Source organism: Psychrobacter sp. PAMC 21119 (genome assembly GCF_000247495.1).
GTDB classification, from domain to species: Bacteria; Pseudomonadota; Gammaproteobacteria; order Pseudomonadales; family Moraxellaceae; genus Psychrobacter; species Psychrobacter glaciei.
Map to the genome: position 1 here is coordinate 52,836 of NZ_AHVZ01000011.1, position 20,700 is coordinate 73,535.

General features: G+C 43.3%; 20 protein-coding genes. 10 read left to right on the top strand and 10 right to left on the bottom strand.

What is annotated here, in order from left to right; genetic code table 11:
• Positions 1-458 precede the first annotated feature (458 nt).
• The 3 genes from RH96_RS04110 to erpA all read right to left on the bottom strand — a co-directional run bounded on the left by RH96_RS04110 (position 459) and on the right by erpA (position 3,332).
• Entirely contained in the window at positions 459-986 is a 528-nt protein-coding gene (locus tag RH96_RS04110; RefSeq protein WP_010197670.1) for a disulfide bond formation protein B, read from the bottom strand.
• Between the two features lie 74 nt (positions 987-1,060).
• On the bottom strand, positions 1,061-2,635 hold the full coding sequence (gshA, locus tag RH96_RS04115) for a glutamate--cysteine ligase (RefSeq protein WP_010197672.1): 1,575 nt from the start codon (positions 2,633-2,635) through the stop codon (positions 1,061-1,063).
• Positions 2,636-2,951: 316 nt separating this feature from the next.
• The gene (gene erpA / locus RH96_RS04120; RefSeq protein WP_010197674.1) at positions 2,952-3,332 is read right to left on the bottom strand and encodes an iron-sulfur cluster insertion protein ErpA; all 381 of its coding nucleotides are present in this window, start codon (positions 3,330-3,332) and stop codon (positions 2,952-2,954) included.
• A 415-nt stretch (positions 3,333-3,747) separates the two neighbouring features.
• On the opposite strand from erpA, the gene RH96_RS04125 reads away from it, so the two are divergent.
• Positions 3,748-5,769 carry an ABC-F family ATP-binding cassette domain-containing protein gene (locus RH96_RS04125; protein WP_010197676.1) on the top strand — a complete coding sequence of 674 codons (2,022 nt, stop codon included), beginning with the start codon at positions 3,748-3,750 and terminating at the stop codon, positions 5,767-5,769.
• A gap of 99 nt (positions 5,770-5,868) precedes the next feature.
• Here RH96_RS04125 and RH96_RS04130 read toward each other — a convergent pair whose 3' ends face one another.
• The gene (locus tag RH96_RS04130; protein ID WP_010197678.1) at positions 5,869-6,231 is read right to left on the bottom strand and encodes a septal ring lytic transglycosylase RlpA family protein; all 363 of its coding nucleotides are present in this window, start codon (positions 6,229-6,231) and stop codon (positions 5,869-5,871) included.
• Positions 6,232-6,414: 183 nt separating this feature from the next.
• On the opposite strand from RH96_RS04130, the gene RH96_RS15035 reads away from it, so the two are divergent.
• The 6 genes from RH96_RS15035 to RH96_RS04155 all read left to right on the top strand — a co-directional run bounded on the left by RH96_RS15035 (position 6,415) and on the right by RH96_RS04155 (position 10,028).
• Positions 6,415-6,555 (top strand): hypothetical protein, encoded by a 141-nt coding sequence (locus tag RH96_RS15035; RefSeq protein ID WP_157999879.1) that lies wholly within the window; start codon positions 6,415-6,417, stop codon positions 6,553-6,555.
• 149 nt (positions 6,556-6,704) lie between these two features.
• Positions 6,705-6,983: a hypothetical protein gene (locus RH96_RS04135; protein WP_010197680.1), complete on the top strand. Its 279-nt coding sequence runs from the start codon at positions 6,705-6,707 to the stop codon at positions 6,981-6,983.
• Positions 6,984-7,158: 175 nt separating this feature from the next.
• On the top strand, positions 7,159-8,181 hold the full coding sequence (locus RH96_RS04140) for a DnaJ C-terminal domain-containing protein (RefSeq protein ID WP_010197682.1): 1,023 nt from the start codon (positions 7,159-7,161) through the stop codon (positions 8,179-8,181).
• 84 nt (positions 8,182-8,265) lie between these two features.
• Positions 8,266-8,598: a chaperone modulator CbpM gene (locus tag RH96_RS04145; RefSeq protein WP_010197687.1), complete on the top strand. Its 333-nt coding sequence runs from the start codon at positions 8,266-8,268 to the stop codon at positions 8,596-8,598.
• A 79-nt stretch (positions 8,599-8,677) separates the two neighbouring features.
• The gene (locus RH96_RS04150) at positions 8,678-9,196 is read left to right on the top strand and encodes a helix-turn-helix domain-containing protein (RefSeq protein ID WP_010197689.1); all 519 of its coding nucleotides are present in this window, start codon (positions 8,678-8,680) and stop codon (positions 9,194-9,196) included.
• Positions 9,138-10,028: an IS3 family transposase gene (locus RH96_RS04155; RefSeq protein ID WP_081501573.1), complete on the top strand. Its 891-nt coding sequence runs from the start codon at positions 9,138-9,140 to the stop codon at positions 10,026-10,028. The genes RH96_RS04150 and RH96_RS04155 overlap by 59 nt, the downstream gene beginning before the upstream one ends.
• A 74-nt stretch (positions 10,029-10,102) precedes the next feature.
• On the opposite strand, the gene sstT is transcribed toward RH96_RS04155, so the two are convergent.
• From sstT to RH96_RS04175, 4 genes are all read right to left on the bottom strand, one after another.
• A complete protein-coding gene (sstT, locus tag RH96_RS04160) occupies positions 10,103-11,305 on the bottom strand; it encodes a serine/threonine transporter SstT (protein ID WP_010197705.1) in 1,203 nt (400 codons plus the stop codon).
• Between the two features lie 325 nt (positions 11,306-11,630).
• Entirely contained in the window at positions 11,631-12,107 is a 477-nt protein-coding gene (locus RH96_RS04165; protein ID WP_010197706.1) for a DNA polymerase III subunit chi, read from the bottom strand.
• Positions 12,108-12,170: 63 nt separating this feature from the next.
• Positions 12,171-13,823, bottom strand: a complete 1,653-nt coding sequence (locus tag RH96_RS04170) for a leucyl aminopeptidase (protein ID WP_010197707.1) — start codon at positions 13,821-13,823, stop codon at positions 12,171-12,173.
• Positions 13,824-14,159: 336 nt separating this feature from the next.
• Positions 14,160-14,777 (bottom strand): cysteine hydrolase family protein, encoded by a 618-nt coding sequence (locus tag RH96_RS04175; RefSeq protein WP_010197708.1) that lies wholly within the window; start codon positions 14,775-14,777, stop codon positions 14,160-14,162.
• 500 nt (positions 14,778-15,277) lie between these two features.
• Here RH96_RS04175 and RH96_RS04180 point away from each other — a divergent pair, with 500 nt between their 5' ends.
• Together RH96_RS04180 and lptG are read left to right on the top strand one after the other, a co-directional pair.
• Positions 15,278-16,579, top strand: a complete 1,302-nt coding sequence (locus RH96_RS04180; protein WP_010197709.1) for an LptF/LptG family permease — start codon at positions 15,278-15,280, stop codon at positions 16,577-16,579.
• Positions 16,576-17,802, top strand: a complete 1,227-nt coding sequence (lptG, locus tag RH96_RS04185) for an LPS export ABC transporter permease LptG (protein WP_010197710.1) — start codon at positions 16,576-16,578, stop codon at positions 17,800-17,802. Before RH96_RS04180 ends, lptG begins: the two co-directional genes overlap by 4 nt.
• Positions 17,803-17,881: 79 nt before the next feature.
• Here the strand turns inward: lptG and RH96_RS04190 are convergent, their stop codons facing one another.
• Entirely contained in the window at positions 17,882-18,490 is a 609-nt protein-coding gene (locus RH96_RS04190) for a class I SAM-dependent methyltransferase (RefSeq protein ID WP_010197711.1), read from the bottom strand.
• Positions 18,491-18,963: 473 nt separating this feature from the next.
• Between RH96_RS04190 and RH96_RS04195 the strand changes: the two genes are divergently transcribed.
• Entirely contained in the window at positions 18,964-20,220 is a 1,257-nt protein-coding gene (locus tag RH96_RS04195; RefSeq protein ID WP_010197712.1) for an ImmA/IrrE family metallo-endopeptidase, read from the top strand.
• Positions 20,221-20,324: 104 nt separating this feature from the next.
• Here the strand turns inward: RH96_RS04195 and RH96_RS04200 are convergent, their stop codons facing one another.
• Positions 20,325-20,663 (bottom strand): DUF3817 domain-containing protein, encoded by a 339-nt coding sequence (locus RH96_RS04200; RefSeq protein WP_010197714.1) that lies wholly within the window; start codon positions 20,661-20,663, stop codon positions 20,325-20,327.
• Between the last annotated feature and the right edge of the window lie 37 nt (positions 20,664-20,700).

Below are 20,700 nucleotides of genomic sequence, written 5' to 3' on the forward strand. Positions count from 1 at the left end.
AATCTTGCCAAACATCGTCAAATAGCTGGTTAATATCCCGATATTATCTGCGCTATTTTTCTTGTTTGGCGGCAATTTATCTCATTTTTATCACCATTTTTGAAATGAAGACACGCCCTAGATATTTAACTTATTGGACATGGTACTTATTAGGCAATGGCTTGCAGTTAATGACAGGATAGCCAGAGCATATCCTTATGCCAACTGAGCACATAAGCTGTCATACCATATCAAAGCATCACAGATGCCTATGTGGACTTTTTGTTATCAAGCGGTATGATAAAGAGGATAAGTGGGATGAAGGGGCAGTGAATGCAGTGAACAAGGGCGTTTAGAATTAGTAAGGACGATAAAGAAAGAATAAAAAAAATGGCAAACCTCTATATCTAGAGAGTTGCCATTTTATGAAAAGATAGAGGGTTACCGTTTTATTGAACCGTCAACCGCTTCAGTTATCATTAAGCACGACGAACAGCTGCGGTAGGGCGGATGATACGCCACAATATCAGTACGTGTACGATCAATAGAATACTAAAAAGAATCAGTGATTGCTCAGGAATACTTAAGCCCATAAGTGTCCAGTCGACAGAGGCGCATTCGCCAGAGCCTGCAAAAACCTCTTTAAACACTTGCAGAATAGGAAGGGTGTCCATCCAATAGTTCAGACCTGGACCACACGAAGGGACTTGATCGGCAGGTAGATGCTGTAACCAGACATGACGCGCAGCAACCGCAGTCGCCCAGCCAATACCTGCTAAGCTACCAAGCCATAATATGAGTCTTACCACTTTAGATTTTGGATTAAACAGTGCTGATATTAAGGCAAAACCGCCCATTACTATGAGGCCAACACGTTGAAAAATACAAAGTGGGCAAGGTGATAGACCCAGATGGCGCTGTAAATAGAACAGCGCAAAACTCATTCCTATCACTGCCATTAATACTAAAAATACTTGCAAGTTACGGTAAGTGGTTAGCTGTTGCATTGGTCGAATACTCTTATAATATAATCAATAAAACACTATCAACAATAAAAACGATGGACAATAACAAAGGTTAATTAGCGGTACTGTTGTAAGAAGTCCATAAAGTCTTCTGTTTCAGCCACCTCAATCTCTGCTTGCTGTAGTATTGATTTTTCAGCCAATACTTCATATTTAGCTTGGGTATTGGGGCTAAGGGTTTGCTGCAATAGAGAGTCACGATGTTGCTGCGCTAGGGTAAAGCCCAGCTGCCATAAACTGCCTAGACGTTTGCTATCAGAGTTTACTTGCGCCGATATGGTCGACTCAGAATGTCCCGCTTTGCCTTGCATCAACGCCACCGCCGCACGGTAATCATTGCCACCATAATGCGCATCGAGTAGGGCTGCTAGTGGTTGCATACGACCTAAGTGCATCAGCATCCAACTTTCTAGTGACTGCTCCGCACCATTGTTAATGATGTGCAAATTGTCACGGCGACCTTCATTGACCACGCGCTCAAGATTGATGGCCAAAGCTTCTTCCTCTTCAGGCATCAATTCAGGCGAATCATTTAGCAAGCAATACAGCGCCATCACTTCTAAAAAACAAGCACTAGATAGACGGATACCGATATCGCTATACGGATCAAGATCGATGGCGCGGAACTCGACGTAAGCAATCCCGCGACGCTCAAGTGCCTCGGTAGGGGTCTCGCCACTCATCGCAATTTGTTTAGGACGTATCGGGCTATAGTATTCATTTTCTATTTGCAGAATATGGTTATTGATCTGGATAGGATTGCCATCAGCATCATTTAAACCAAGCTTCTCAAAGCTCTCATGTGGCGTTTGAATCGCACGGCGCAATCCAGCGACATATTCTGGTAGATAGTTATAGCGGATATCGAGGTGTTCTTGCACACTATTGGTATAGCCAAGCTTGCCCATACGTAGGCTAGTGGCGGCAGGCTTATAATAGGTTGAATCGTTCAGCAGCTCCAAATCGTGCTCGCGCCCTGATATAAAGCAAGGACACACACTTGGACTGGCACCTAACAAATACAACACGAGACTGGTTAAGCGCTTAAAGTTGCGAATAAGACCTAAGTATTTTTCGTTCTTGAAATCTGTCAACGTTTGGGTTGGGGCGGTGGGTGCTTTCGCTTGCCACGCTTCAAACAGACCATCACCAAAAGATAAGTTGTAATGTAGACCAGCGATAGTCTGCATGCGGCGACCATAACGGATGCCTAAACCACTGCGATATAGGGTTTTTAGCTTACCGGTGTTAGAGCTGCCGTAATTCGCCAATGGGATATCTTCATCTTTGGACGACAGCATACATGGCATAGACAGTGGCCACATCAGCTCACCCTCAGGCATACCCTGATACACCAATACGTGCAGCTGACGCAGCATGTTTAGCGTCTCTTTTGGGGTGGCTTTTGGGTCAGTGATGAGCTCAAGCAAGCTCTCCGAATAATCAGTGGTGATAAACGGATGGGTGAGTTTTGAGCCAAGTTTGGCTGGATGCGGTGTCTGTGCCAAAAAACCATCAGGCTTAACACGTAAGCCCTCTTTTTCGATACCGCGGAGCATACCCGTTAAATGCTGAGTATCAAACCAATTAGGGATTTCAAAGCTAACAAAGCTAGGCACAAAATTACTCATAATAGTCATCTATTGTTATTTGTTATGGCGGCTCAAAACACGACTGGTGTATGACCATCAAAGAGGTGGGTATTTAGGTTGATAATGACGTCAGTTTAGCTCAAAGCGACCCTGAAAACCACGGACAATTACAAATACAATAAGCTTTAAGCGAAGTGATTTGTCTGGATTTCGGCACTTTTTTTTGGGCAAACTGGTCAAGAATACAGCTTGGTTATTACTACTAGGTCTTTATAAAAAAAGCATCTACCCGAGAGATAGATGCTTTGACTGTCATGTTCTGGGCTATTCAACATAGTGCTACAGTCTATTCAGATTAAATAGAGAATGATGAACCACAGCCGCAAGTCGTGGTTGCATTTGGATTGGTCACGACGAAACGTGCGCCTTCTAATCCTTCGGTATAGTCAACAGTAGAGCCTTGCAGATACTGATAACTTAGCGAATCGACGACCAAGGTCACATCACCATTGTCAAAATTGGCATCATCCTCATTTAAGTCATTGGCAAAGTTGAAACCGTAAGAAAAACCTGAGCAGCCACCGCCAGTCACATAGACGCGTAGCATAAGATCGCTATCACCTTCTTCTTCACGTAGGCGACGTACTTTTTGTGCGGCACTATCGGTTAGGCTTAATATCGTTGGATCTACTGGCTGGCTTGAGCTTGGGCTAAATTGGTTGGCTGATTCGTTCATATCTACCTCAGTTGCTAGGATCAAATGCGGTCGTCGTCCTGTTTGGGTTTGCAACTGACATCGTTGCAAATAAAGATACGCGCGGCGTTTGATTCGATTGGGTGCTGTCGTTATGGCAAAGTCGTTGCAATATTATAAGGTTGGTATTTGGGCTACTACTATATTAATAATCTGCTGGCATTAATCTTTTGGCAGTATATCATAATGGGGGTGACGATTCGTTTGTCAAGAGTGACAGTCGTCAACGTGGGTTTTAAGACAGGCTTTTTTATCATAATAACTGATTGGTTTTGAAATAGTTATTTAATCGTTTGCCTATAGGCCAAGCGTTTGAAATAATAGCCGCCAGATAGCATACCCCATGTGTGTTTTTTATTGCCTTGTATTTATATTATTGTTGAGATGAAGAAATTATATGATCGAATTTAAAGACGTTGGTGTTCGCCGTGATGGTCGTGAATTGTTTGCAGGTGCAAGCTTCCAGCTCCATCCGGGCCACAAAGTTGGCTTAACGGGCAACAACGGCACTGGTAAATCGACCTTGTTTGCTTTACTGCTGACTCGAATGGGCACTGGCGATACCGAGGTCACACTTGATAGGGGCGAAGTGAGCATCCCTGATAGCTGGCATGTGGCGCATATGGCACAGGAAGTTGGTGCAAGTAGCCAGTCTGCGATTGATTATGTATTGAGCGGTGATGAGCAGTGGTATGAGATTAATGCCTCTTTGAATGATTTGAGCAGCGTTAGTGATGAGCAGATTGGGGTGTTGCATCAGCAGTTCGACGAAATTGATGGGTATCGCACACCGACCAAAGCCGCGCAAATCATGGCAGGTCTTGGCTTTAATACGAGTCAGCATGAGCTACCGGTAGAAGGGTTTTCGGGCGGCTGGCGTATGCGTTTGAACCTTGCCAAAACCTTGATGAGCCGTGCTGATCTTATGTTACTCGATGAGCCAACCAACCATTTGGATTTGGATGCGATTCTGTGGCTAGAAACGTGGATCAATGCGTTTACCGGTCTAGTGATCGTCATCTCGCATGACCAAGCATTTTTGGATGCGACGGTTGGTCATATTCTTCATGTAGAACAACAAAAAATCACCCTTTATACGGGTAACTATCAGCAGTTTATTCGTACCCGTCATGAGCGTATGGCGCAGCAGCAGCAAGCATTTGAAAAACAAGAAGCGACTAAGGCGCATTTGGATGACTTTATTCGTCGTTTCCGCGCCAAAGCCAGTAAAGCCAAGCAAGCCCAAAGCCGTATCAAGCAACTTGAGCGTATGGCTGAGCTGTCACCAATGATGGCGGACAACCCGTTCTCGTTCCGCTTCTACGAGCCAGCAAATATGAGCTCACCGCTGATTGAGTTGACCAAAGCAGATATTGGTTATAGCGACGTACCACTGCTGCATAATGCCAATGTGCAGGTGACGCCGGATACGCGTCTCGGCTTGCTAGGCATGAATGGCGCAGGTAAATCAACACTTATCAAGGCATTGGTCGGCGAGCTTGGCGTATTAACAGGGACGTATCGTGTCTCTGATACCCTTAAACTTGGCTATTTTAACCAGCATCAAATGGATATTCTTGATGCAAAGGCAACCCCAATAGAAATGCTGCGTCGTCTAGCAGGCAAAACGTCTGATGCGATGCTACGTTCGTTTTTGGGTAGTTTTGACTTCCGTGGAGAGCGCATTGATACCCCAAGTGAATTATTCTCTGGTGGCGAGCGTGCGCGTTTGACGCTAGCATTAATTGTTTGGCAACGTCCGAACGTCCTCGTCCTTGATGAGCCAACCAACCATTTAGACTTGCAAATGCGCCAAGCATTGACCATTGCCTTACAAGGTTTTGAAGGGGCAGTGGTACTGGTTTCGCATGATCGCGAATTGATTGCGAACGTCTGTGATGATCTGTTTTTGGTACATGATGGTATCATCGAAGAGTTTGATGGTGACATCAGCGACTATGGCAAGTGGCTGGCAGAAAAGCGTAAACAAGAGAATTCACCAGATAAAAACACTAGCAAGAAAAAAAGCAAAAAAGAGAGTAAGAAGTTTGTTTCACGTGAAACAGATAGTAGTCAAATCAGCAATAAAGCGTCTAATGCACCTTCAAAAAACAAAGCCGCTGAACCTACGCTTAGTAAAGAAGAGCAGCGCAAACTGGCCGCCGAACAACGTAAGTTGACCGCACCAATTCGCCGTGAAATTGAAAATACAGAAAAGGCGCTGGCTAAAATTGATGCGCAATTAATTGCTCTAGAAGAAAAATTGGCCAACACGGATCTCTATGAAGATAGCCGAAAGTCCGATTTATTGGTGTTGCTCAATGAGCAAACCGCGCTACAGCAGCAGCACAGCGACCATGAAGAAAAGCTATTGCTAGCGATGACCACGCTAGAGGAAATGGAAGCAAATGCTCGTTAAGCAATATGGTTAGCACAATTAACGGCTTATTGTATGGTCGCTAATTGATAAAATCAGACATAAAAAAGGGAGAGCGTTAGCTCTCCCTTTTTCATTACATTATTCCTTACGGTATCTACCATCACCATAAGAGAGTATCTTCATACTGGTCGTACAAAGTTGACAGTCTATCTTACCAGCAGCGGCTTTAGATAAATCAAGAATGCGTCCTCGGATGAAAGGTCCTCTATCCGTAATTTTTACTATCACGCTCTGCTTTGTCTTTCTATTGGTCACTTGTACCTTAGTACCGAATGGCAACGTTCTGTGCGCCGCAGTCAAGGAGTGCATGTTGAAGATACTGCCACTGGCTGTGCGCTTACCATGAAACTTATTACCATAATAGCTGGTGTTACCGGCAAAAACGGTGGTAGTCAGCAGTAGTGATAAAGTGATAACTAAAGACTTGATGAAATAAGACATTTAATACCTTTAAATGATTTATAAAATAGACAGATAAGCTTGCCTATATTATTCATACTCCCTATGAGTATAAACATTATATTCATTTTACAATACATAGCTTGTCATATCCTTACCGTTCTGTAAAAGAACGCTAGAGGTCACGTATTCATTTATCGAAAATTAAGAAAATGGACCGTTAAAGTGCAAAATAAAGCACGAAATCCAAAGAAAAAATATCGTGTTGTAGATGATGTTAGCAGTGATTTAAGCAACGTTTTTATAGTAGTTAGCCCTTATAAAATAGCGGCTGTGGCTGAATCTTTAATCAATTTATTGAAATAACTTAACACTGTTGTGTTTTTAATAAAAAATGAGCATAAGTTGATGTAAATAAAAATTGCTAGATTCTTACATTTTTGTAAAGTGTATCAAATTGAATATTACTCTAGGGCGTATCTTCATCTCAAAAATGGTATGTTGAACAAGTTGCGATGGTTTTAGTCGCTGCTGCCATGATTTTGTTTGGCGAGCATTTCAGCAGTTTCCATGGCGCGATGTGTGTGACTAGAGAGATTTTTAGGCTTGGCGATATCGAGTTTTTGGAGACGGCATTATTTGAACAACATATGCTATATTTTAAGAATGAGCAGTCAGACAAAGTGCCATCTGCATTGAGTAATAAAACCATGCCAACCAAAGTGACATTATGGCAACAGTGGTCAAAGAATAATAATGCCAAAATCGTCGTGACATCTATCAGGGTCTGTTGAACATTCAAAAATTTCACTGCGTATTGTCTAAAAAATAGCCACTGCCAGTTCCACATTTGAATGTTCAACAGACCCCAATATAATGACGCAGGCGAAAAATTAAATATTTATTCATTATCCCCATATTATGTATTAACTAAATTTATTAGAAATAAATACGATAAGGAAAAACAATATGGCAGAGAAAAATTACTATGACATTTTAGGGGTCAAAAAAGACGCCTCAGACGCCGATATCAAGAAAAAATACCGTAAGCTTGTCCGTCAATTCCATCCTGATGTCAGTGACGATCCAGACGCTGACAATAAGATTGCTGTAATTAATAACGCTTATGAGACCATCCGCGATAAAGACAAGCGCGCTGAATACGATGCGATGCTAAACAATCCGTTTGCTGGTCAAGGTGGCGCTAGTGGTTTTGGTGGTCAATCAGCGGGCGGCGGGCAAGGTGGTTTCCGCTGGGAAGACATCAAAGACCAGTTTGGTGAAGGTGAAGCGTTTGGCGATGGTAGCTTTCGCTTTGATGATATCTTTTCTGCATTTGGTCGCGGTGCACGTGGTTCAGCGAATGGGCAGGCAGGTGGTCGCTCTCAAAATAGTGGTTTTGACCAATTTGGTGGTGGTTTTGGGACACAAGATAGCAAAGGTCAAGACCAACATGCAGAGATTACCGTTGATTTGTCTTCGGTATATAGCGGTGACGACTACAGTATTAAATTAAACGTTCCGGTTCGTCAGCCTAATGGCAGTGTCGATTACGAAAATAAAACCCTCAAAATTAAAATTCCTAAAGGCATCACTGATGGCAAGCAAATTCGTTTGACAGGTCAAGGTGCGGCTGGCGGCGGTAATGGTGAAAACGGTGATTTATTTTTAAAAGTGAAAATCCGTCATGCAGACAATATTCGTATCGAAGGTGTTGATGTTTATCAAACCGTCAACATCGCCCCATGGGAAGCCGCGTTGGGTGAAAAAATCAACCTCACGACACCAGCAGGTACGCTTGGTGTGACGATTCCTAAAAATAGCAAATCCGGTAGCAATTTGCGCTTAAAAGGTAAGGGCATCCCTGCCAAGCAAGCGGGCGATTTGTATTTAACTTTAAACATGGTCAACCCTGATATCAGTACCGAAACCGCTACCCAAGCTTATGAGCAGCTAAAACAAGCTTTTTCTAATACCAATATTAGTCGTTAATGACCGCCAAGAAATACTTAAATCGAAGCAGAGATAAAGACCATACGATAACAATAAAATAAAGAGCAAACGAGGATAATCGCTATGAAACACTCGCCTGAATTTACCGATATTATCATGAGCTTAGATGAGCTAGTATCGGCCTGTGGCCAAGAGCGCCAATGGGTTATCGAATTGATTGAAGAAAATATCATTGAGTATGACGTACCAGAACGTGAGCAATTTACTGGCTATCAGCTAACGATTGTGCGCCGCGCATCGCGTTTGAGTCGTGACTTTGAAGCCAGCGTGCCAGCGATTGGTTTGATACTAGAGCTATTAGGTGAGGTGGAGCAACTCCGCCAATTAAAACATCAGCTGGATATGCAAGCACCCGTCATTGAAGTGGATATTGAACACTCAAAGCAGCCGCATTAGCAGTAAATAGTAGACAATAAAAAAGGGCCTTATCTGAACTGACCCCCATAAGTTGGACACAACTTATGGGGGTTATTTTATGAAGTATGACATCGACTTTAAACTAAGGGTGATAGCCTATTATCAACAAGGACATTCAGGCATTGCTACCGCAAAGCATTTTAATATTAATGATAAAGATGTTTTTAAGTGGGTAAACCAGTATTTAAAAGACGGTATACTTGCAATCAAACCTAAAGCTGGCAAAGCCATCTACAGTAGCGAGTTCAAGCTTCAAGTCCTGACCACAATGGCAGGTGAAGGTTTAAGTCAATCGCAAGCCGCTTTGAGGTTTAACATTAGCTCGCCTGCGCTGATTAGTGTATGGCGCACCGCCTATGCTCGTCATGGTATGCTAGGCTTAACTGCCAAAGCTAAAGGACGACCTACTGTGAAGCACCCTTATCTCACTGACAAGCCTGAGCATGAGAAGAGTATAGAGGAGCTCAAACGCGAGAATGAAAACCTCAAAGCGGAGAACGCCTACCTAAAAAAGCTCGATGCCTTGCTCAAAGAGAGGAAAGCCAACCAGACAAAGCAAGGCTCGTCAAAGGACTAAGAGATCAGCATCCGCTCGCTTACTATTACTCATTGCGGATATAGCAAGGAGCAGCTTTTACTATCATCTGCGTGTTCTGCAAGCGACAGACAAGTATGCCGATCTTAAACAGCGTATCAGTGACGTCTATCATCACCATAAAGGTCGGTATGGCTACCGTAGAATCACTCAAACGCTTAAGAACGAAGGACTAAGATACAACCACAAGCTCATCGCACGGCTTATGAACGAGCTTAAACTTACCGCGAGAATCAGACGACAAAAGTATCGTTCCTACAAAGGACAGTGCGGCGTTATTGCCAAGAATAGGGTCAAACGTAGGTTTAGAGCAAAAGCGCCAAATCGCAGGTGGCTGACTGACATTACTGAGTTTAAAGTGGGCGATGATAAACTGTATCTGTCACCCATACTCGATTGCTTTAATAATGAGATCATCAGTTATGAATTATCAAGACGACCCGTATATGACTTGGTGAAACAGATGCTTGATCGCGCGCTCAAAGGCATATCATTAAAGCGCAGGCTCAAGGAGCAGCTAACGCTGCATTCAGATCAAGGGTGGCACTATCAGATGAAACCGTTTGCAACAACGCTAAAAGCCAATAACATCCAGCAAAGTATGAGCCGAAAAGGTAACTGCTTAGACAATGCGCTGATGGAGAGCTTCTTCGGTACGCTCAAGTGTGAGACTATTTATATTGAAAAGCCATCGAGTATTGAGGCGTTAGAGCAACAGATTCATAAGTATGTGCATTACTACAATCATGAAAGAATTCAGCTTAAACTAAAAGGACTGAGCCCTGTACAATACAGAGCTCAGTCCTATCTTTAATTAAACCGTCCAAGTTTCGGGGGGCAGTTCAATCAGACCCTTTTTTATTGCCAGAATGAATAACGGACTAAAGCTTAACGAGAATACGTTGGATCAGCAGCTGCCGTAAATAGTACGTCAGTCGATGAGTTCAGTGCTGTTTCTGCCGAGTCTTGTATCACACCGATGATAAAGCCAATTGCCACCACTTGCATGGCGATTTCGTTTGGAATACTAAACAAGCTCGCCGCCAATGGAATCAGTAGTAACGAACCACCAGCGACACCAGACGCACCGCAAGCACTAATCGTTGCTACCAAACTTAGCAGAAGCGCTGAAGCAAACGTCACTTCGATACCCAAGGTATGCGCCGCTGCAAGTGTTAAGACGTTGATCGTAATCGCCGCGCCTGCCATATTAATGGTCGCACCCAGTGGAATCGTCACCGAATAAGTATCTTCGTGCAGACCCAGTTTACGCGCAAGGTTCATGTTGACGGGAATGTTGGCAGCGGAACTACGCGTAAAGAAAGCTGTAATTCCTGACTCACGCAGGCAAGTGAATACTAGTGGGTAAGGGTTTTTACCAGTCTTAATAAGCACAATAATAGGGTTGGCGACCAAGGCGATAAATAGCATACAACCGACCAGTACCATCAAGATACGCGCATAACCAGCCAACGCGCCAAAGCCTGTCTCCGCGACGGTATTGGCAACCAAGCCTAAGATACCAAAAGGCGCTAAGGCAATGACCCATTTCACCACTTGTGAGATGGCATCCGCGAAATCACCGACGACAGTACGAGCCGTATCGCTAGCTTGACGTAGCGCAAAGCCAATGATGATTGCCCATGCCAAGATACCAATATAGTTGGCTTCAGCAATGGCGCTGATAGGATTGGCCACCAAATTCATCAGCAGATTGGTCAACACCTCTTTTAAGTTCGCCGGTGGTACTTGCTCGATAGTAGCATTCACCAACGTCAGCTCGGTCGGGAACAAGAAGCTTGCGCCCACCGCAGTCAGGGCGGCCAAAAAAGTGCCGAACATATACATAATGAGCACGGGCTTAACGAAGACTTCATTGCCGCTACGATGCTGACTAATCGCTGCGATGACCAAAGTAAATACCAGTATCGGTGCCACCGCTTTTAGTGCACCCACAAATAGCGTCCCTAACAAGCCTAGTGCTATACCAGTATCTGGTGCTAGCCAACCAATCAGTACGCCTAATATCAAACCAATAATAATGAGCGGCACCAGACCTATACGCTGGTACATCGCAATTAGTGAACGCATCTATACATCCTCGATTTAGTCAATATTCCAAATTATTTATAAATGATGACCGCATTAACCTTGCTTAAAATACGCATTGTACGCTCGGTTGCTTGGTCGCCATTTTGAAATAATTCGACTGTAAATAAGACGTTTATAGTGAAAACAGAAAAATAATCGAAGGATGGTAGCATTTTTTAGGATAAGAGCCTACCTTTACCACCAACCGACATAGGCGGGACAGGTGAAGGTAGAGACTTAATATGAGAAAAATTGACGTGGATTCTCTGATGAGAAATCGTGCTTTTCGTGAGAAATGAGGAGGTGTTAGGGCGCAGGCTGCAACTTAAACTTTAAAATGCGTCAGCTCATAGCCTAATTGTTGATAGGCTTTATACTTATTACGACCTTCTTGAACACTGGTCGCGTCAGGTTTAATCAGCTCAAGAATACGGGTAGGTTGGGCATTGCTGGTTGCTTGCATAAAAGCATTGACGGGCTGTGTTGTTGTATTAATAACGATACCGTTGAAATCTGCTGGCATATAGCCGCCAAGCAGAACAGGCGCTAATCGTTTGTTAATATCAATCTCAGGATCATTGCCTTTAGTATTGTTGGTTAAAAGGCGTTGATGCGGTATAAAGCTTGTCGCTTCTTGTGCCCATAGCGCCTCATCAAGCGTCGATGATAATTCTGCGTCATCACCCACAAGAATGAGCAGCGATTGGCTGCTTTTATTGAGTGCCGTTTGGGTCAACTGACAAATAAAGCCCAAGAAATCTTGGGCTTTACTGTCGCTTAATACATAAAAACTGATCTTCATAGAATTGTTTTCATAAAGTGATTTTCATCAAATAGTTTTCATAAATTGACTGTCATTGATTGACTAAACCATGTCTGCGCTGTTTTTTAAGTATTGCATAAATAACGGTACAGGGCGACCAGTCGCGGCTTTATCTTTACCCGAGTTCCATGCCGTGCCAGCGATGTCTAAATGCGCCCATGCTTGACCTTCTTCGACGAAGCGCGACAAGAAGCATGCAGCAGTTACAGCACCTGCACCTTTACCACCGATGTTTTGCATGTCAGCGATAGGCGAGTCGATCTGTGCTTGATACTCGTCATCCAACGGCATATGCCAGATGAGATCGCCAGATAGGTTGCTGGCATTTTCTAAATCAAATAAGACATCTTCATCATTACTAAAGACAGCCGAGCGGACATGACCCAGTGCAACCACGCAAGCGCCGGTCAATGTGGCGACATCGATGATAGTTTTTGGTTGATAACGCTGTACGTAGCATAAAGTATCTGCCAATACTAAGCGACCTTCCGCATCGGTATTTAATATTTCAACGGACTTACCATTCATGGCTTTTACGATATCGCCTGGGCGCGTGGCATCACCTGATGGCATGTTTTCTGCACAAGCGAGAGCACCAACGACGTTGATCGGTAGACGCGCTTCACATAAAGCTTTAATCGTACCGAGTACAGAAGCTGAACCACCCATATCAAATTTCATCTCATCCATCGCCGCACCGGGCTTGATTGAGATACCACCTGAGTCAAACGTGACGCCTTTACCGACTAATACGATAGGCGCGTCATCATTTGCTGCTTGCACAGTGTCATCGTTCTTTTTAGAGGCTTTTTTGTTAGCAGCCTTGGTTGGTAGTTTATCAGTCAAGGCTTTTAGGCCGCCACTAACTTTGGCACTGCTAGTCGTGGATTTATCAGCGTCGGCGCTAAAGTTTGACTTACCGCGATACTCCATGAGTACCAGCTTGCCTTCTTTAGTAGAGCCTTGCGCGACTGCTAAGAAGCAATTCATGCCCAGCGCTGACATCTCATCTTCACCCAGTACGGTGACTGTTAATAGGTCAGGGTAGGTTGCTGCTAGCTCTTGGGCTTTTTCTGCCATGTAAGCTGGGAAGCAGATGTTGCCTGGTTCGTTAGCCACATCACGAGTCAAGCTTTGACCAGCAAATACTGACTCTGCGAATTCTAATGCTGGCTGTAGTGATTCGTCAGCTAGTAGATAAATATCAGTTAGCGCAGGTGTGCTTTGCTCAGATTTGTATTTGTCAAAACGATAGGTCGCGGCCAATAGATTGAGGGCAAACTGACCAAATTGGTTTTCTTCAAGCGTGTCGCCTAACGCAACGGTGATAGAGGATACCCGTTTCTGTGTGCTGCTATAGATGGTTTGAGTGATTTTTTGCAAGACCGTATTGTTGAGCTTATCAACGTTGCCAACACCGACCAATAATAGCTGGATAGGGTTTTGCTTAGTGGTTTTTTTATCACCCGCTAATGCATAATCAACTACCGTTTCGCCAGCTTTACCGTTGAAGTGCGAGACTTCGATCAATTGCTCGATACGAGTGCTATAGTCTGTCAACACCGATTGAGCAAGGATGTTTTTTTTGTCATCGATTAGGACGACTAGGCAGGCCTCGTCTTTATTTTTAGCTTCTTTTTTTAGAATTTTTTGAGTATGAGTTTTTGGCAGGTGCTGAGATAATTTAATATTCATATAGTTATCCTTATTAGAGTTATAAATTTAGAAGTGCAAATCAGTGATGAAGACAATATCAGCATTTTACTACTCTTATGTCGCCTCACTATTTTTTAAATTTTTAAATTGCTTATTATTGTAGTGTAGCATATCAGCGAATCGCTGCGCAGTCGGCAAGGATTAGGTAATGTTTTCGTTTAAATTTGCTGCACTATCTTGCTAAGGCGTATGGGACGTTCTACGACGAGTCTGCTAGTGGCTGAAAACGAGCTGGAAACAAGCTAAAAGCAGGCAGCCGCCATACTATCGAATGTATGACGATTACGCACAGTGACAGTGACAGTGACAGTGACATTAACCATTAACCAAGTCGTCAGTCGCAACCAAAGCCGCAAATCTATCTTGCAAGGCCGCCATGGCAGTATCGTGCATCACTTCAGCGCTGATGCCCTCTCTTTTAGCACTAGGAAGTGCGCGAGTGGCACAGGCATCATGGCAAACAAAATTATCAAAGCCTAAATCAAACGCTGCTCTGACGCTAGAGCTGACACACATATGACTCATAAAGCCTGCAAAAATAACCTGTTTTTTTCCGGTCGCTGAGATAAGTGCCTGAAGCTGAGTGTCATGAAAGGCATTAGGATGCTTTTTGGTGATTATTTTTTCGCCATCCATTGGTTTTAGCTCGTCCACAATAGCGACGTTAGCAGACAATGGGTCAAAAACATTGCCATTGTCTTCGCCATGATGAGCGATATGAAAGATAGGAACGTCTTGCTTACGGGCTTTATCCAGCAATAGGCGCGCGTTTGCAGTTGCTTTGCTGCCTGCTTGACCTAATGGCATGGCGCCATCGATATATTCGTTTTGATAATCAATAAAGACGACAGCGCAGTTTGACCAATCAAGCGCATCGAATGCGCCACCAGCGAGTTCAAGTAGGGTAGAGGGTGTAGATGTGATTTTGTTCATTATTATTCTCCATTGATCGATATAAAAATATTTTTTGTTTTTACTTAGCGATGTCACTCAGTCTAGCAATTAATATTAGTCATACGCGCTCAGTGATACGAATGACAAACAAACCTTTATAAAATAAATAAAGCAAAAACTTAGTGGAAGAGACATCGTTCATTTAATCTTATTCAGGATTTGGTTACCGCTTCATCCAATATTTGCTATATTTCTCTCTCACTGTCAATAATGCGCTATCAGCAAGGTGTAGGTAATGTTTTCAAACACATTTCACAGTCATTTTTTATCAAAATATGCTAGCATTAGCGGTTACGTTTATCGCTTATCTTTATATCATTTGACTTATAAGTGGCACCGTTACGTTGATATCTATTTAAGTGTTTGTCTGTTTAGGCATTTGAGTAGCATTACGCTGGTAACACCATACTATTGCGCTTGCCTCTGTCAGTCAGCACGCGATACACCGTCCACATATCCACTGTTAAAGAGTACCTATTGTGATATTACGCCGCTACATGACCCAACAAGTTGCCTCAACCACCGCTTTGGTATTGGGGTTTTTGGTGGTTATGATGCTTGGTGGCCGTCTGATACGTTACTTTGGCATTGCCGCAGAAGGCAATCTAGATATCAGCTTATTATTTACCATCATTGGTTATAACTTGCCGTATTTTTTAGAGCTGATTTTGCCCTTGGCTTTTTTTATTGCTTTAATGCTGGTGTTTGGGCGCTTATATGTCGATCAAGAGATGGCGGTTATCAATGCCAGTGGTGTCTCACGCGGCAAACTGGCTCGGCTGATGACTCCCTTGATACTGGTCTTATTCGTTGGCGAGGCCGCGTTATCAGTCGTCGGAAAACCGTGGGGTGTACGCTCATCTGAAGCTATTTGGCAGCAGCAAGCCTTTACCAGTGCTTTTGATTTGATTCGCCCCAATGAGTTTATCAGTAGTGGCAATTATCATCTTTATGTTGGCAGCCTTAGCGATGACAAAAAACAGCTACAAGATGTGATACTTATTCAGTCTGAGCCAAAAGCTAAAGGTAGCAACGCCAAAGCGGCTGCTATGGATGTCGATAATACGATTGATCCTGAAACCGCAGAACAATTAGCGATTCCAGATGTACCGCAAGCGCTGATAAGCAAGGGCGATAAAAACATCAGTAAAGACACCATTACTTTGGCCAAAAGAGCCGAGCAAGTACAGACAGGTGACAAGGGCGTGACCCAGTTGGATTTATTCCAAGGGCGTCGTTACGAGGTCGGTGCGGGCAGCTTGAAGTATAATCAAGTCGGCTTTGATCGCTATCGCATTACCTTGACGGAATCCTCACAAGATGTGATCACCGAAGACAATATCGAAACCCAAGCAATCGGACCGTTATGGCAAGCGGCAACTGGCAGTGCCCAGTTCGGTGGTGAAAATGCGCTGCGTGCGGCACAGGGTGAGCTTGGCTACCGTTTTGCTTTGCCGTGGCTGATGATTATCGCGCCGATGCTCGCTGTCCCACTGGCGCAAGTACGTCCACGCCAAGGTCGTTGGTTACGCCTATTTCCTTCGATTTTATTGTTTGTCAGCTGTGCGCTGGGTATCATTTCACTCAAAAACGCTGTGAGCAAAGGCAGTGTGAGCGTTTGGGCGTATGCTTGGCTGATTTTAGGATTTATGGTATTGGCACTTTATATGAATTGGGGTAGCCGTGTGCAGCACCGATTGCGCTTTCGCAAACCAGAGAATGGGTCTCTAACAGTTGCCGATCATCAAAGCAGTGGCTCACAAGGAGGGCAGTCCTCATGAGTGCTTTATTCTCTAAATCTCCCAATGCTGACTCGCAAAACGCGAATGCTCAGTTTGCCAAAAAACCTGCCAATCTAAAAGTCCTTAGCCGTTACGTCAAACTGAATGCTTTGCTAGCAATCGTCGGAGCGGTTATAGGTCTGTGGGCATTACAACTGGTATTTTCTTATTTGTCTGAGCTGGATTCGTTAGATGATAGCTATACAATGGGTGAGGCGATTAAATATATCTTTTATCGCTCGCCTTATTTTTTAGAGCAGTTTATCCCGACGGGTGCATTGCTCGGTGCAGTGGTCGGCTTGGGTTTACTCGCCAATAAAAGCGAGTTGGTCGTCATGCGCGCCGCTGGCGTTAGCGTCTATCGCATCGTTGGCTGGGTATTACAGCCTGCTTTGATTTTTGTACTGCTCGCCTTGCTCATCAATCAGTTTATTCTGCCGCACTCTAATCAATTGGCAAAAGAGATTAACGATGAAGACAGCACTTCGTTGGTCACATCAGTGCGCGGTTATTGGACAGTGCAACCACGTTTTGAGAATACAAAAGCTGGTCGTACTAAGCCGGATGGTAGCGATATTTTGTATATCGATTATGCCGATGTGCAAGGCAATATCGGCGAGGTCAAACGTTGGCATTTAGACAATAATGGCAATCTACAAACGGCTGTTCACGCTGAGGGTGGGCAGTATATTGGTCGCGAACCTCTGGATACAGTCAGTAGCCAGCCGAGCGAGCAGTATCGTTACGAGTGGGCGTTGAATAACATGACCAAGCTGATGATTAATCAAGGCTTTGAGAGTAGCCAAGCGATCTCGCCGTCAGATACCTTAAGCTTGCCCTTTGCGCCTGAATCAGTATATTTGCTCACCCGAAAAGCCGAAGATCTGTCATTGACCCAGCTATACGAGCATCGTCAGTTTATGCGCCAACAAGGTCAGCGCTCTTTGAGTCATGAGCTGGCTTTTTGGCAAAAATTGCTATCACCATTATCGATATTGTCGTTGGTGATCGTTGCTTGCTCCTTTGTCTTTGGCTCACTGCGGACGCATAGCTTGGGCTTGCGTATCGTGGTGGCATTATTGTTCGGCTTGCTGTTTAGTTATGTGCAAGACTTGGTTGGCTTTGTCTCATTGGCGACTGGATTTTCGCCGTTATTGATGGTGCTACTACCGATCATTGCCAGTGCGATATTGGGTGGGTATTTGCTTAAGCGACAGATGTAGCGAGATATAATCTGCTACAGAAGAGCCCGCTAAAACTATATGTTTTAGCAGGCTTTTTATTTGTGTCATGTTCAAAAATCTAGTCTTTGGTCGCCATCGTAATCGTATAGGTTTTGCCTTGCTTGATTTTGTCGCTATTGCCAAACACTTCGGTAAATGAACGCTTCACAAACTGACGTAGGCCATTGATTGTCACCACATAAAAGCGGCCACCTTTACGCATGCGCGCATAGGCATCGAGGAAATATAGATAATGCTGCTCTTTACCCACTTTGGCTGGCAAGTTCGACATCACGAGGCTAAAGTCTTTGTCTTTTGCCACGTGATTGAAGCCGTTTGATAAATGTACATCGACATTTTTCAGACCGTTTTTCTCGCAATTTAGGCGCGCATATTCTACCGCCATAAAGTCTTTATCAATCAACGTATGCAGACCGTTTGGACATTCACGCGCCGCCGTCATGCCAAGCACGCCATAGCCACAGCCCAAATCGATTGAGTCATCATCCGCTTCAAAATCCACATAATCGAGTAGCATCAAGCTACCATCATCGAGCTTTTGCGGTGAAAAAATACCCCACGTGGTCGAAAAATCAAACGGCTTGCCCAGTACATCTTGGCGAAAGTTAATGTCTTCGCGCCAATGTTGGGCACTTTTCAACAGGTCAGCAGGGGGTCTATGGCTCATAGGATTCTCGAATAATGGATAAATAAAAGGCGGTGCATCGCTCAGTTATGCAGCGTGCACATCATACGCGTATTGTAACGAGAAAAGAGCGGGTTTGCAGCTATGGATTGATGAAATTGTATTGTAGGAAGTTGTCATTGTAAAAATTGTGGTGGGAGCTGATCGCGCCTTCTGCTTGTATCTGTACCTCCGAGCGGGGCGGTCACTATTGGCTAATGGCATTCCTACTCAGCGATACTACCCTCAGCCTAGTGACGCAGCCCGCTCAGATGCACAGGATGCCGCGACAGTCACGGCTAAAAAACCTAGTTTGATTCAGGTTTAGCTTGTTGTTGAGAGGACAAGTTATTATAGATAAGGTGTGCCATGCGCACCTCAATGGAGAAAACGTCTAAAATCGGTGCGCTGGGCGCACCCTACATCTATCTTGTAGTGTAAGATTAGTTTATAACGATATAGCCTATGAGATTATTATGAATACGACAGAAAAAGGCGATAAATTTGAGGACAAAGTATTATCACTTCTTATGAAGGATATCAAAAGTTTCAGCCTATCGATGGGTCATGAGAGTCATATAAAGGTTTTTAAAAAGAAAAAATATTATTCAAGGTTTCGTAAAGGGGATATAGAGTTTGATATTGCTATCGAAATATATAGAGATAAAAATATTCCAAATTATTCATCATTAATACTTATTGAGTGTAAAGATTATAAAAAAGCGGTTGGTGTTGATCAAATAAATAAGTTTTTACAAGATGTTAGAGATCTTAGTGAGGGCAGTTTTACACATGGTTTAAAGCCAATAATGGCGATTAGCTCTAGATTAGCGAAGTCAGCTTATAATATAGCATTAGAAAGGAATGTAGGACTCATCAAAATAAACGAAAGCGATGGGCTGAAATGGATATTAAATAGAAGCTTTGAAAAATATGGTATCAATCAAGCTCTTAGTTCAGAGGGTATATTCGTGGATAGCGACCAACCAAACTACTATAACTCTAGTTGGTTCTTTTATGCTCATAATAGATGGTTTAGTAGTCTGAAGGAATACCTAAAACACATCACTGGACAGAAAGACGAAGTCACTAAATCTCAAGTAAAATATTTTTCTAAAGATACTTTAGAAGATATGGCTAAAGACGTACTGATAAAAATTGCGTATTTAGACGGTGCTGTTTGCTTATCTGAATTACTATCTTACGAGGTATTAAATAACGTAAAGTTATATCAAAACGTTATTCCATCTGTACATGAGAAGAGTCTACTCGGTAGAGTTGATTTTAAAAGTAATGAAATTTTTATGTATAAAAAAGAAGTTGATGACAAAAAAAGAGATAGATTCACTCTTGCACATGAAATCTCACATATCTTACTAGGACACAGTCAATATCTGGATAAAGATTCACTTGAAGAGAGCGACTTAGATAATCTAGAAGTTTTAGATAACTCTATGGTTGCAAAGCTCGAGTTTCAAGCAAATTACTTGGCAAGCTGTTTGTTGGTTCCTAATGACCAATTAGCAAAAGAATTTTCAAAGATATATTCTAATTCAGGATTAAAACGAAGAGGTGTGTTCTGGATCTATTTAGATAACCAGCCCGAAAACAAAATGATAGCGAACAATATTGTTAGCAAGCTAGCTCGTTACTTTGATGTTTCAAAAAGTGTTATTAGAATTAGATTAATAGGTTTTGGTTTACTTCATGACGAAAGATCGAAACTACTTTAACTCCCTAGATGATGCCCAGCATGCAACTTCTGCAATCTTGTCATCGTAATCAAATCATTATCCTCAAAAGTCTAAGTGCAACCGATACCCAAAATTTTTCCATCCTATCCTCGCAAATGCTTCTTTAACAAATGATCAAACACAAACGGCCCAAATGGCAAAAATGAGCCAAGCACACCTGCAGGCATTGCCCACAGCGGCATTTTTATTTTGCTGGTTGCAATCAACAGCATCAAAATATAGGCAATAAACAATGCCCCATGCGCCATACCGACATATTTCACTGCTTCAGGAATACCCAGCATGTATTTTAGTGGCATGGCGATACCAAGCAATAATAAAAAAGAAGTGCCTTCTAAGTAACCCATGATGGTCAGGTTTTTAAGGATAGAATTTTGCCCTTTTGTTAGGGTAGGCAGAGTAGATGGCTGAGCTTGCAACACGTTTTATTCCTTTTACAATTATCAATAAATCTTTGAT

Coding starts and splice junctions, on each gene's coding strand:
- RH96_RS04140 (WP_010197682.1), top strand. CDS start 7,159: ATGGCAGAGAAAAATTACTATGACATTTTAGGGGTCAAAAAAGACGCC.
- RH96_RS04155 (WP_081501573.1), top strand. CDS start 9,138: ATGCCTTGCTCAAAGAGAGGAAAGCCAACCAGACAAAGCAAGGCTCGT.
- lptG (WP_010197710.1), top strand. CDS start 16,576: ATGAGTGCTTTATTCTCTAAATCTCCCAATGCTGACTCGCAAAACGCG.
- RH96_RS04170 (WP_010197707.1), bottom strand. CDS start 13,823: ATGAATATTAAATTATCTCAGCACCTGCCAAAAACTCATACTCAAAAA.
- sstT (WP_010197705.1), bottom strand. CDS start 11,305: ATGCGTTCACTAATTGCGATGTACCAGCGTATAGGTCTGGTGCCGCTC.
- RH96_RS04110 (WP_010197670.1), bottom strand. CDS start 986: ATGCAACAGCTAACCACTTACCGTAACTTGCAAGTATTTTTAGTATTA.
- RH96_RS04125 (WP_010197676.1), top strand. CDS start 3,748: ATGATCGAATTTAAAGACGTTGGTGTTCGCCGTGATGGTCGTGAATTG.
- RH96_RS04145 (WP_010197687.1), top strand. CDS start 8,266: ATGAAACACTCGCCTGAATTTACCGATATTATCATGAGCTTAGATGAG.
- erpA (WP_010197674.1), bottom strand. CDS start 3,332: ATGAACGAATCAGCCAACCAATTTAGCCCAAGCTCAAGCCAGCCAGTA.
- RH96_RS04130 (WP_010197678.1), bottom strand. CDS start 6,231: ATGTCTTATTTCATCAAGTCTTTAGTTATCACTTTATCACTACTGCTG.
- RH96_RS04165 (WP_010197706.1), bottom strand. CDS start 12,107: ATGAAGATCAGTTTTTATGTATTAAGCGACAGTAAAGCCCAAGATTTC.
- RH96_RS04190 (WP_010197711.1), bottom strand. CDS start 18,490: ATGAGCCATAGACCCCCTGCTGACCTGTTGAAAAGTGCCCAACATTGG.
- RH96_RS04195 (WP_010197712.1), top strand. CDS start 18,964: ATGAATACGACAGAAAAAGGCGATAAATTTGAGGACAAAGTATTATCA.
- RH96_RS04135 (WP_010197680.1), top strand. CDS start 6,705: ATGGTTTTAGTCGCTGCTGCCATGATTTTGTTTGGCGAGCATTTCAGC.
- gshA (WP_010197672.1), bottom strand. CDS start 2,635: ATGAGTAATTTTGTGCCTAGCTTTGTTAGCTTTGAAATCCCTAATTGG.
- RH96_RS04150 (WP_010197689.1), top strand. CDS start 8,678: ATGAAGTATGACATCGACTTTAAACTAAGGGTGATAGCCTATTATCAA.
- RH96_RS04175 (WP_010197708.1), bottom strand. CDS start 14,777: ATGAACAAAATCACATCTACACCCTCTACCCTACTTGAACTCGCTGGT.